The sequence below is a fragment of the Chryseobacterium sp. S90 genome, from assembly GCF_047444895.1.
In the GTDB taxonomy this organism is placed as follows: Bacteria; Bacteroidota; Bacteroidia; order Flavobacteriales; family Weeksellaceae; genus Chryseobacterium.
In genome coordinates this window covers 1-12,794 of sequence record NZ_JBLGCX010000009.1, presented here as the reverse complement: position 1 = coordinate 12,794, position 12,794 = coordinate 1, and the positions used below count along the sequence as shown (strand labels likewise).

Genomic DNA, 12,794 nt, shown 5'->3' with positions numbered 1-12,794 from the left:
AGTTAACCCCGTGAGGGGCTAACCTTTGATTTTTTTTAAAATTTATATCCTATTGATACTCTCCAGTTACGCGGAGCATTATAGATCCATGCGTATTCTCCTCCATCTCCTCTATATCCGCTGTAAAGTTTTCTGTTAAGAACGTTATTCAACATAAAGTTGACATCGAATTTTTTAGCAACATAGGAAACCCCGAAGTTGGTATCAAAATAATCCGGAAGACTCTGATCTTTTGTTGCATTTACCCCAAACCATGACTGTCTTCCTCCCTGATATTGATAACCGGCTGAAATACCGAACCCTTTCATAAGACCATTTTCAAATCTATAGTTGACCCAGGTATTCTGAACATTTTTTGCATTCCCCGGAGACTGAATTCCAATTCTTGTAGGATCTGTGTCTTTAACAGTTTTTGCATCTGTATAAGCATAGTTGATGATAATATTCAACCCTTTGATGATTTCTCCTTTGATATCGGTTTCAAAACCTCTTGCTCTTTGCTCACCCGTAGCAACCTGGAAAGCAACTCCATTGTTTTCGTTTGCATTTCCTGATACAAGAATATTTTGTCTTCTGATTTCATAAACGGCAAAAGTAGTGTTCCATCTTCCTCCAAACCAGTCTTTCTTCAGTCCGAATTCAATATTCTGTCCTCTGAAAGGATCTGTAATTTTAGTTTGGTTAATCCCAGTTCCGGATTGTGGTGTAAATGTTTTGTCATAGATCCCATAAGCCGAGAAGTTTTCATTAATAGAATAACTTACTCCAACTCTTGGTGTAAACTCACCAGCTGTATCAGGCACAATAGGTGTCCCGGGGCTCAGGTTAGGATATGCGGAATAGGTTTTACCGCTTGTATATCTTCCTGCTAATGTTAATCTCAGTTTGTTATCAAACATTTCAATCTGATCCTGAGCATAATAAGAAGTATATTTTACTCCCTGGTCATTATAAAATGGGGCAGAGGTGTTTAAGCTATAAAAGTCAGAAGAAGGAAGTTTTGTAGGGTCTACACCATAATTTACATTATAAATGTCAATTGGGAAAGGTCCTCCAGCGAAAGATGAAAAGTCGGCAATGTATTTTCTGTCTCCGTAATCAAATCCTGCAATAACTTTATGTACAATATTTCCTGTATTAAGCTTTCCTCTTACATACGTCTGGAAAATGTGATTTTTTCCTTTTGCCTGCCAGTTGCTTAATGTCCTGTTTAAAACATTTTTATTGGCTGGATCAAAAGTTCCCCACCATGAACCTCCGTCATAATTCAGGTCCATGTAAGCATATTGTGTACTCCAAACCCAATCTTTGGATAGTTTCTGATCTAAGCTTAAGAATAAACTCTGATCTTTTACTTCAGTTTTTTTGAAGTTCGGATCATTAAAGTTGGTATGTACATTCAATGAAGCATATCCGTCGTTAGACATCAGGTATGCTCCCGGCTGATTGAATTTTAAGTACTGATAGTTGTACTGTGCTGTAAAGATAGTGGTCTTTGTTGGTCTGAAAGTAATGGAAGGAGCAACAATGATTTTACTTGTTTTATCATTTTCCACCCAAGAATTGTTGGAGCTTCCCATTAAATTGATACGGTAATCTAAAATCCCGTCTTTCACAAGAACTCCGTCAAGATCTGCTTCCCCTCTGAAAAGGTTATAGCTTCCTGTAGTGAAACGAACACTATTAGCAAATTTTCCGGTAGGTTTTTTGGTTACCACATTATAAAACCCGGCAGGATCTCCCATAGAACCCATGAATCCGGCAGGACCTTTTACAAACTCTATTCTGTCTATAATAGAGGCATCAGGGTTGATAGGCCCCCAGGTAGAAGAAACATTCATTCCGTTCATAAATGTGGCAATACCGGCTCCTCTCATGAATACATTGGAATACACATTATCCCAGTGTTCTACCTTTCTTGCCCCACTTACATTACGGACAATCCCTTCAGACATGTTCAATGTAATCTGATCAGCAAGAACCTGAGAACTTACAGACTGTACATTCTGAGGAAGCTCAAGAATAGGAGTCTGGATTCTCAGTGAACCCGAAACCTCATTCAGCTTGTACTTCTGATAATATCTTCCGTTAACAACTACTTCTTCAATATCATTGGATTTGATGGTGTCTTTTTTTTGCGCAGAAACCAGCATTGTTCCCAGTGCGGAAGCACAGATCAGTACATTTTTCATGAAACTCAAATTTTCTGCAAATATATTATTTTTAACTGTTCTAAATAAATAATAAGATTGATATTTATCATAAAATTATTATATACTGAATAACAAAAAACCGCTATGGTCAATGCCAGAGCGGTTTTTAGATGATATTATTAAATTTTTCTTAAGCTGGAATTTCTCCTTTATATAAGAAAGAAATAATTTCTTTGTTCAATTTGTCGATCATTTCACTGAATAAGTGGAAAGATTCCTGCTTATAGATTACCAATGGATCTTTCTGTTCGTAAACAGCTCCTTGTGAAGATCTTCTTAAGTCGTCCATCTCACGAAGGTGAAGTTTCCAGTTTTCATCGATGATCGATAAAGTGATGTTCTTTTCGAAATCATTTACTAAACTTTCACACTGAGTATCGTAAGCTTCTTTAAGATCAGCTACAATAGTCATTGTTTTGTGTCCGTCTGTGAAAGGAACCTGAATCATTTTGAACATTGAACCTTGATTTTGGTAAACATTCTCAATGATTGGGAATGATTTTTCTTTCAATAAGTTCAATTTCATTTTGTAATCTTCCTGAGCTGCGTTGAATAAGATATTCGTCAGATCCTGAACATTTTTATTATTAAAATCACTTTGGGAAACCGGAGATTCCATGGTAAATGTTTTAATAATTTCGTATTCAAAATCTTTATAATTTCCGGTAGCTTTTCCTTTCGCAACGATAGAATTGGCAACATCGAAAATCATATTGGTGATATCATACTTCAGGTGATCTCCGAATAGAGCATTCTTTCTTCTCTTGTAGATTACATCACGTTGTTTGTTCATTACGTCATCATACTCAAGAAGTCTCTTTCTTGTTCCGAAGTTATTTTCTTCTACTTTTTTCTGTGCTCTTTCGATAGACTTACTGATCATAGAATGCTGAATTACTTCACCTTCTTTATGACCCATTCTATCCATCATTTTAGCAATTCTCTCAGAACCGAATAAACGCATCAGGTTATCTTCAAGAGATACATAGAACTGAGAACTTCCAGGATCTCCCTGACGTCCTGCTCTACCTCTAAGCTGTCTGTCAACACGTCTTGAATCGTGTCTCTCAGTACCGATAATAGCTAAACCTCCTGCTTCTTTTACTTCCTTAGATAATTTAATATCCGTACCACGACCTGCCATGTTCGTTGCAATCGTTACAACTCCCGGCTGTCCTGCTCCAGCTACAATCTCTGCTTCTTTCTTGTGAAGTTTCGCGTTCAGTACCTGGTGAGGAATTTTTCTTAACTGAAGTGCTTTTGAAAGCAATTGGGAAATTTCAACAGAAGTAGTACCTACCAATACTGGTCTTTTTTCTGCAGTTAATCTTTCAATTTCTTCAATTACAGCATTATATTTTTCTCTATTGGTTTTGAAAACCAAATCCTGTTTATCATTTCTTAAAATTGGACGGTTTGTTGGGATAACCACTACATCCAGTTTGTAGATTTCCCAAAGTTCACCAGCCTCAGTTTCAGCTGTACCAGTCATCCCCGCAAGTTTGTTGTACATACGGAAATAGTTCTGAAGTGTAACTGTTGCAAAAGTTTGAGTAGCAGCCTCAATTTTTACATTTTCTTTTGCTTCAATTGCCTGGTGAAGACCATCTGAATAACGACGTCCCTCCATGATACGTCCTGTCTGCTCATCAACGATTTTTACTTCACCATCAATGACTACATACTCATCATCTTTTTCAAATAATGTATAGGCTTTCAATAGCTGGCTCATAGTGTGAACACGCTCAGATTTTTCTGCAAAGTCAGCAAAAAGTCTTTCTTTAGCTTCAAACTCTTCTTCTTTAGAAAGGTTTTTAGCTTCTACTTCAGCAATTTCAGTCCCGATATCAGGAAGAACGAAGAAATTCGCATCAGAGTTTCCTTGAGACATGTATTCAACACCTTTGTCTGTAAGGTCTACCTGATTGTTTTTCTCCTCGATTACGAAGTAAAGATCTTTATCTACAATCGGCATATCGCGGTTGTTGTCCTGCATATATTGTGCTTCAACTTTCTGAAGTAATGCTCTGTTTCCGCTTTCCGATAAGAATTTGATTAATTGTCTGTTTTTTGGAAGACCTCTGTAAGCCTGAAGTAATTTGAATCCTCCTTCTTTTGTATTTCCTGCAGCGATTAATTTTTTCGCTTCATTGAAAATAGCGGAAACAGTTTTCTTTTGTACTTCAACAATTCTGTCGATAGAAGGTTTAAGAACATCAAACTCCTGTCTGTCTCCCTGAGGAACCGGGCCAGAAATGATCAAAGGTGTTCTTGCATCATCTACCAATACAGAGTCAACTTCATCCACGATAGCAAAGTTCAATTCTCTTTGTACCAATTCTGAAGGTGAAGTCACCATGTTATCTCTAAGATAATCGAAACCGAATTCATTGTTGGTTCCGTAAGTAATATCTGAGTTGTATGCTTTTCTTCTTCCGTCTGAGTTCGGCTGGTGGTTATCGATACAGTCGATAGACATTCCGTGGAACTGGTAAAGAGGGCCCATCCATGCCGAGTCTCTTTTTGCAAGATAGTCGTTCACGGTTACAACGTGTACTCCTCTTTCCGGAAGTGAATTTAAGTAAATAGGTAATGTTCCTACCAAAGTTTTACCTTCACCGGTTGCCATCTCGGCAATTTTACCACTGTGAAGAATAACCCCTCCGATAAACTGAACATCATAGTGGACCATATCCCAAACTACTGGAGTTCCGGCAGCATCCCATGAGTTTTTCCAAACAGCTGTGTCTCCCTGAATGCTAACGAAATCTTTTCCTGCCTCAGCCAGTTCTCTGTCCCAGTCACTTGCTGTTACACGAATCTCTCCATTCTGTGCCCATCTTCTTGCTGTTTCTTTTATCAATGCAAAAGCTTCAGGAAGAACCTGAACAAGAACTTTTTCCTCAATTTCGTATGATTCTTTCTTTAGAGACTCAATTTTTGAAAAAAGAGCTTCTTTTTCGTCAACATTGGTTGAATTTTTTATCTGCTCTTTTATCTGTTCTATTTGAGCTGTGATCTTGCTGGTTGCAGATTTTATATTCTCTTTAAACTCAGCCGTTTTTTGTCTCAACCCATCATCCGTCAATTGTTGGATGTTAGGTTCTACAGCCTTGATTTTTGTTACAACTTTTTTTACTTCTTTTAGGTCCTGCGCTTTTTTGTCTCCCAAAAACCCTTTAAGAACTTTGTTTAAAAAACTCATAAATTTTTTGCTTTATGCTTAATGCAAGATGCTTTAAGCGTTTTAAATGACACGCTTATCGTGTGAAATTAATATATAAAAAAGGGCAAAAAAGCTCTAAGCACGCAGCCTAAAGCTTATCGCTTTATTAATATTCGTCCTCGTTCCAAAGGAAATCCTCGTCAGTAGGATAGTCACTCCATACTTCTTCGATAGATTCATAAATTTCTCCTTCGTCTTCGATTGCCTGAAGGTTTTCTACTACCTCCATAGGTGCACCAGTTCTGATTGCGTAGTCAATAAGCTCTGCTTTTGTCATTGGCCAAGGTGCGTCACTTAAATATGAAGCTAATTCTAATGTCCAGTACATAATTTTCTAATTTTTTGCAAAAGTATAAAAATAGGTTGTATAATAAACTTTTTTATACTTGATTTTCAATTCTTTTTATAATTTTTTCTTATAAATGGCTGTCACAAACTGAATGGCAGCTGTGTCAGCAATTTACTTAATGTCGTTTTCTCAAAAACCATTCCACAAATTTTTTTATGCCATTTTGGAAGTCTGTGGCCGGTTTATACCCTATTAAATCCTTTGCTTTTGTAATATCAGCATTGGTTTTTGTGACATCTCCCGGCTGCATTGGCAGAATTTTTTTAATGGCAGATTTTCCCAATGCCATTTCTATAGTCTCTACCATTTCTGATAAAGTGACTACCTGGTTCTCTCCGAGATTCAGAATCTCATAAACCCCGGAATTATTTTCCAGATAAAGGACAGACTTGGTAATCCCGTCAATAATGTCATCGATATAAGTATAGTCTCTGGCAGTATTCCCATCACCATAAAAAGGAATTTCCTGATCCTCTGAAATAAGCTTTACAAACTTGTGTATTGCGAGGTCTGGTCTTTGCCTTGGTCCATATACCGTGAAGAACCTAAGCTGTATCATATCTATATGGTATAGATTGTGGTAAACATGTCCTATGACTTCACCACTTTTTTTGGTGGCTGCATAGGGTGATATCGGATTGTCTACATTATCTGTTTCTGCAAAAGGAACCTTTTCATTATTCCCATAAACACTTGATGAGGAAGCGCAAATAAATTTTTTGATATTAAAATCCTTACAAAGTTCCCAAAGATTCATAGTACCTCTTACATTGACTTCTTCATATTCTAAAGGACGTTCAATGGAAGGGCGTACACCAGCAAGTGCAGCCAGATGGATCACCATGTCGATAGGGTGATTTTTAAAGATGTTTTCAAGACCTTTCATGTCTCGGATATCCTGCCAATAGAGGGAGTATTGGTCAGAATGAGTAAGTGAAATCAATTGGCGGATATCAGTCTCTTTGTCTGAATATTCAAAATCCGAAATTTTACCAATTGACTCTAAAGTATTTTTAATTTTTACCTGATAGTTATAGAAATCATCAAAATTGTCAATGTTTATGACAGAATGTCCATTTCTTAATAATCGTTCAATTAAATGAGATCCGATGAATCCACTACCGCCTGTTACAAGATAAACCATTTGTATTTTTTATTAGTACAAAAATATAAATTTTACTTTTTGAAAAATATAATCATTAAATTTACTTAAAAAAGTAATATAAATATAATATGCAGTTTCAAGGGCAAATTTTAAAGATGACAAGCTATGATGCAAAGCCAATCCAGTACTATCTCAATCTTTCAGGGGACCTGATCCATATGAATGAGCTGATTGGAAAGGAATTAAGTATCAGGCACACCGGATTTCAATGTGTAAACTGTGGAGAAAATAAACCTATTTACAGGATGGGATTCTGCAAAAACTGCTTTTTTGAAAGTCCTTATGCAAGTGATACCATTATCCGTCCCGAGCTTTCTACAGCACATTTAGGCGTTGCAGAACGGGATCTGGAGATTGAAAAACAAATTCAGCTTCAGCCGCACACCGTGTATCTGGCTTATACCGGAGACGTAAAAGTAGGAGTAACGAGAAATACTCAGATTCCGACAAGGTGGATTGATCAGGGTGCGACTTTTGCATTACCCATAGCAAGAACCGAAAACCGTTATGAAGCGGGAATGATAGAAGTAGCTCTGAAAGAACATTTGGCAGATAAAACCAATTGGCGAAAAATGCTGCAGGATGATTTTGAAGGAGAAATAGACCTTGCGGATTTCAGACAAAAGATCAAAGAATATTTTCCTGAAGATTTTCAGAAATTCTATAGGGATGGAGAAGAATTATGGATGTTCGATTATCCTTTTGAAAAACCAGAAAAGGTTACTTCATTTACATTAGATAAAAAACCTGAATTTTCCGGAAGACTTTCCGGTATCAAAGGACAGTATCTGGGATTTGAAGGAGGAAATTTCATGAATGTAAGAGGACACGAAGGATATGTGATCGATCTTGAAATAAGAAATTGATCGATGTAAAAATAAAACCAAATCGCAAAATATGGGAAAATGGGTTAAAAGACTATTGATAAGTTTCGGAATCCTGGCAGGAATTCTTCTTGCTGCGAATTTCGGACTGAATATATGGCTTAAAACCCAGCTTCCGGAATATATAAAAAAGAATACTGACTATAAAGTTTCCTATAAAACCCTGGATGTAGATTTAGGAACCGGAAATATCTTCGCTTCCGGAATTTCTGTTAACAGTAAAGATCCGCAAAATACAGACGTTATTGGATTGCAGGGAACTATTGATACTCTGAAAATAAGCCGTTTTGGAATTTATGATGCTATTTTTAATAAAAGAATAAGCTCCTCGGACCTCTTGCTGGCAAAACCTAATCTGAATGTCATTCTCGCAAAACCCGTCGATCGTAAAACCGGAAAGAAGAGAAGCCCGTTTTTATTTGAAAATATCAGGATCAATGAAGGAAAGATTGCCGTTTTTAAACATACCAAACAGAAATTTTTATCTGTACAGCAACTGGATCTGTTCGTTGAAAACTTACAGATGACAGAAGAGTCTGTTGAAAATAAACTTCCAATAGTTTTTGACAGATACAGTATTAAAGGGGAGAAGTTCTTTTTCCGTCCCGATGAAACGTATGCTATTACCATTCATAAGATTAATACACGTGATGGGCAGATGTCAGTTGAAAATTTCAGACTGACTCCGCTTTTTTCTTTTGTACAGTTTAAAAAGTTTTATCCTAAAAAGCCACAATTATTTGAATTTAGCGTTCCAAAAATGGAATTCAAAGATGTGGTTTTGACAAAAAATAAGGTCTCACTTACCAATGCTGATTTTCAAAATCCTGCTTTTACAGTATATAATACAGGAGTAAAAGCGATAAAAAGTAATAAAAATTCCAGTTTTGAAGTTGATTTAAAAAATATTAAACTGAATAATGCTGTAGTTCATATCAATAAACCAGATGGAAATAAGCTCTTGTCTATAGGAAATCTTAATTTGAATATCAACCAGATGATGTTTAATAAAGAAAGTTCACAACAGGTAATTCCTATCGGGTATAAAGATTTTCTGCTTGCCGGGAAAGATATCCAATATTCCAATCATCAGAATATCTCTATAAGAAGCTTTGCATTAAGCCCTAAAAGCGGAGAAATTATGGATGTTCTGCTGACACCCGGAACTCCATCAGTAGAAAAAACGGCTGCAGTTCTAAAGACAAACCACATTGCTTTTAATATTAATAAATTAGAATTTCTTAATAAAAAAGTGAATCTTGATTTCAAAGATATCCTTATAGACAATGTAAATGGAACGATTAAAACAGGCGAGAAGAAGCAAAATAAAACTTCAGGCTCTGGGATCATACAATCTGTTGTTGTAGGAAAAATGTCTTTGAAAAATTCAGATATTACTTATGATAATGGGAAAGAACCCTTGGTTTTTCATGATTTGAATGCCACACTTAACGCTATAGAATTAGCGCCCAAACCCAATCAGTCAGGATTATCATTTAAAGTCAAAGATTATTATCTCACCACCCGGAACTTTGCATATAAAACTCAGTTCTATAACATGAACTTAGAGCTTCTCAAGCTGAATAAAAATAAAGTTCAGATCAATAATTTTTCAATGAAACCTCTTGTTTCGAGAGCACAGTTTATCAAAATGATACCCGTTGAAAGGGATCTGTATGATATAAAAGCCGGACAAATCTCGGCAGAAGGAACATGGGATCTATTTTCCCATCAAAAAATGGTGAATGCTTCTCATGTCACAATCCAGTCAGCTAATGCCAATATTTTCAGAAGCAAAATTCCGAAAGACGATCCAAAAATAAAAGCATTGTATTCCAAAATGCTGCGTTCTATTAAAATTCCGATGACGATCAGTAATCTTGATCTGAAAAACTCAGTATTAGTCTATGAAGAGGATACTCCGGAAAGTATGGGACCCGGAAAATTGATATTCAGTAACTTTAATATGAACGTCAAAAACCTGAATTCTGCTAAAATAAAAGGAAAACCCACAAAAGTAGACATCAAAATCAATTGTTCATTCATGAATCTTTCTCCACTTTCTGTAAACTGGAACTTCGATGTTGCCGATAACAATGATAATTTTACAATTGCAGGGAAAACTATGGGCCTTCCCGCCAGTGGAATCAATCCGTTTATCAGGCCTTACCTTCATGTAACGGCTACTGCAGGAACTATTCAGGAAATGCTTTTTAATTTTAAAGGAAACCCTGCCGGATTACACGGAACCTTTAATCTTAAACACAAAGATCTGAAAATTGCAGTACTTAATAAGAATAATCATGAGAAGAAAGGGTTCCTCACGGCTGTTGCCAATGTTTTTCTGAAATCAGATTCAGGAAGTTTTCCCGATGCTGTTACTGTAGAAAATGTAGAAAGAGATCCTACAAAATCTTTCTTTAATCTCTTCTGGAAAGGAATTGAGCAAGGATTGAAGAAAACGCTCATTGGTAAAAACGTAGAAAAGACAGAAAAGAAAGTAAAAGAAGCAGTCACTTCTGTGAAAGAAATGAAACAATCTGTAAAAGAAATAAAGCAGGAGATCAAAAATAAAAAAGAAGCATCCAAACCGGAAGCAGAAAAAAAGGAAAAGAAAGGTTTTTTGAACAATATATTCAAGAAAAAAGAAAATTCAGGAGAATAATTCTTTAAACCATTAAAGCAGAACGATTGATGATTACATAAAACCAACGATCTTTTTATTGAAATAACCTTAATGGTTTAAAGAATTAATATAAAGTGGTTCAGTTTAAAAATTGAACTCATCACTTTCCAATATAGGAATATCTCTTAGAAACTTATCAAACTCTTCACCTGGATAATTGCTGTCTGCCCCGTAAGAATCTATGATCATTCCACGGTTTCCGGCACCATCTTTTACTACATAAAGCACTGCATTGTCATCAGGATTGCTGTCTCCTTCAAAACGGTATGTTTTTAAGATCACCAATTCCGCAGGCTGATAAACTTTTTCAGAATTTTCAAACTTCATTTCACATTTCTCATTCATCCTGAATTCTCGCTGTATTCCTCTTTCAGAAAGCGTTTTCATGACTTGGCTTAAGGTTGTCATCCTGTCAATGTTTTCTGGATTTTCCATAATGTTATTTTTCTTGTTAAGTACAATAATTAAACCATTACAATTTTTAAATATAATAAAAATATCGGATTGTAATTTCCCTAATAATAAAGTTCAATGTTAACAAAATTTATAATTTAAAAAAATAAAATAGGTATGCTTTTTGCAATGCTAACAATATTAAATCAAAGAAAATATGAAAAAAGAAGTTGGAGTTTTACTGGCAGGAGGAGTTGGTCTTTTGGCAGTATTAAGTTTAATAAGTATAAAAAAAATTTTGACTAAAAAAGATAAAAAATATAGTGATTCTTATTCGGACTATCACAGACACTTTGATGAAAAGAATCAAGATGATGAAACTCATGGAGTGGAATTTTACGCACTGAAGTAGTAAAAAAATATATTTAATTATGTTAAAATCCAACGCTTTTGAAAGTGTTGGATTTTTTTGTGGAAAACTTTAATGTTAAAACTCATTATTTTATGCAAATTCCATTCTAATTTTACACCAGAATGCAAAACGAAAATTTCATAAAAGGTCAGGGAGCTCAGCGGAACGTTATCAATCGTTTCGACAGGTATACCTATGAGCCTGATGATGAAGATTTCGAAACAATAAAAACCTCCTTCACTGAAGTTTTTCCCAAAACCATTGTTAATCAGGTGAAAAGCGAGGATCTTCCGATGGAATATTCTATGAATCCTTATCAGGGATGTGAACATGGCTGTTCTTACTGTTTTGCAAGGCCTACCCACGAATATTGGGGGTATAGCGCCGGGATTGATTTTGAAAGAAAGATCATGGTAAAGAAAAATGCTCCGGAATTGCTGGAGAAGTTTTTTCAAAAAAGAGGATACAAAGCAGCTCCAATTCTGCTATCCGGTAACACAGACTGCTATCAGCCCGCCGAAAGACAATTTGAAATCACCCGAAAACTACTGCAGGTATGTCTGGATTACAGACATCCTGTCAATATTCTGACAAAAAATGCAATGGTTTTGAGAGATCTGGATATCTTAAAGCCTATGGCGGAGCAAAACCTGGTATCTGTTTCTTTAAGTATTCCCACTATCAACGAAGAACTGAGACGGAAGATGGAGCCCAGGACGAGTTCTGCAAAAAATAAATTAAAAGCCATAGAAATTCTTTCCGAAAACAACATCCCCGTACACGTAATGGTTGCTCCCATCATTCCCGGACTCAATAGTGATGAACCGTTGAATATATTAAAAGCTATTTCCGATGCAGGAGCTTTAGGATTCGGATATACTCTGGTGAGATTAAATGATACTGTTGAGCCTGTTTTTGTGAATTGGATAGAAAGTCATTTTCCGGACAGAGCACAAAAAGTTTTAAACCTTATCCGCTCTATGCGGGGCGGAAAGCTTGGAGATAAAAGATATTTCGAAAGACAGAAAGGAGAGGGAAACATTGCTGAAATGATTCATACCACTTTTAAGATCGGCAGAAAGAAGTTTTTTGACGGTAAAGAATTTCCAAAGCTCTCAACCGCTAATTTTACCGGAACCCGCGATCAGCAATTAAGACTATTTGATTGATCATTACATCCGGATTAATCCTACCTATTATATTATAGTATAAAGAGTAGCTGTTTTCAATATTGTTGTCATTAATAAACTTTCCGCTTCTGGTTATTTTAAATACTTATCATATATATAGTATATAGTACGATTTTTTCGGGAGCTTCATCCTGCTATCCATTCATACTCCTCACGCGGAGCTGTCCCACGCTCACACCCATCTGCTCTCCTACATATACTGCGGGGTAACCATTCCTATCAGTGCTAGGGGAGGGAGGTCAATTATAAATTATAAATTATAAATTATGAATGATG

9 protein-coding genes are annotated in these 12,794 nt (G+C 36.0%); 4 read left to right on the top strand and 5 right to left on the bottom strand.

The features are described 5' to 3' along the window. Positions 1-35: 35 nt before the first annotated feature. The 4 genes from ACLMCG_RS19890 to ACLMCG_RS19875 all read right to left on the bottom strand — a co-directional run bounded on the left by ACLMCG_RS19890 (position 36) and on the right by ACLMCG_RS19875 (position 6,932). Positions 36-2,192: a TonB-dependent siderophore receptor gene (locus ACLMCG_RS19890; RefSeq protein WP_413960905.1), complete on the bottom strand. Its 2,157-nt coding sequence runs from the start codon at positions 2,190-2,192 to the stop codon at positions 36-38. Between the two features lie 151 nt (positions 2,193-2,343). Next, positions 2,344-5,418, bottom strand: a complete 3,075-nt coding sequence (gene secA / locus ACLMCG_RS19885) for a preprotein translocase subunit SecA (protein WP_413960904.1) — start codon at positions 5,416-5,418, stop codon at positions 2,344-2,346. 127 nt (positions 5,419-5,545) lie between these two features. Continuing rightward, positions 5,546-5,767, bottom strand: coding sequence for a DUF2795 domain-containing protein (locus tag ACLMCG_RS19880; protein ID WP_002662059.1), 222 nt, complete (start codon positions 5,765-5,767; stop codon positions 5,546-5,548). Between the two features lie 136 nt (positions 5,768-5,903). After that, positions 5,904-6,932 carry a GDP-mannose 4,6-dehydratase gene (locus ACLMCG_RS19875; protein ID WP_413960903.1) on the bottom strand — a complete coding sequence of 343 codons (1,029 nt, stop codon included), beginning with the start codon at positions 6,930-6,932 and terminating at the stop codon, positions 5,904-5,906. Positions 6,933-7,021: 89 nt separating this feature from the next. Here ACLMCG_RS19875 and ACLMCG_RS19870 point away from each other — a divergent pair, with 89 nt between their 5' ends. Further along, on the top strand, positions 7,022-7,819 hold the full coding sequence (locus ACLMCG_RS19870) for a DUF2797 domain-containing protein (protein WP_413960902.1): 798 nt from the start codon (positions 7,022-7,024) through the stop codon (positions 7,817-7,819). A 31-nt stretch (positions 7,820-7,850) separates the two neighbouring features. After that, complete coding sequence (locus ACLMCG_RS19865; RefSeq protein WP_413960901.1) at positions 7,851-10,502, top strand: hypothetical protein; 2,652 nt, start codon at positions 7,851-7,853, stop codon at positions 10,500-10,502. Between the two features lie 105 nt (positions 10,503-10,607). On the opposite strand, the gene ACLMCG_RS19860 is transcribed toward ACLMCG_RS19865, so the two are convergent. Next, the gene (locus ACLMCG_RS19860) at positions 10,608-10,958 is read right to left on the bottom strand and encodes a hypothetical protein (protein WP_047421893.1); all 351 of its coding nucleotides are present in this window, start codon (positions 10,956-10,958) and stop codon (positions 10,608-10,610) included. Between the two features lie 175 nt (positions 10,959-11,133). Here ACLMCG_RS19860 and ACLMCG_RS19855 point away from each other — a divergent pair, with 175 nt between their 5' ends. Both ACLMCG_RS19855 and ACLMCG_RS19850 read left to right on the top strand, forming a co-directional pair. Continuing rightward, the gene (locus tag ACLMCG_RS19855; RefSeq protein WP_047378034.1) at positions 11,134-11,328 is read left to right on the top strand and encodes a hypothetical protein; all 195 of its coding nucleotides are present in this window, start codon (positions 11,134-11,136) and stop codon (positions 11,326-11,328) included. A 122-nt stretch (positions 11,329-11,450) separates the two neighbouring features. Continuing rightward, positions 11,451-12,497 carry a PA0069 family radical SAM protein gene (locus ACLMCG_RS19850; protein WP_413960900.1) on the top strand — a complete coding sequence of 349 codons (1,047 nt, stop codon included), beginning with the start codon at positions 11,451-11,453 and terminating at the stop codon, positions 12,495-12,497. Positions 12,498-12,794: the final 297 nt, after the last annotated feature.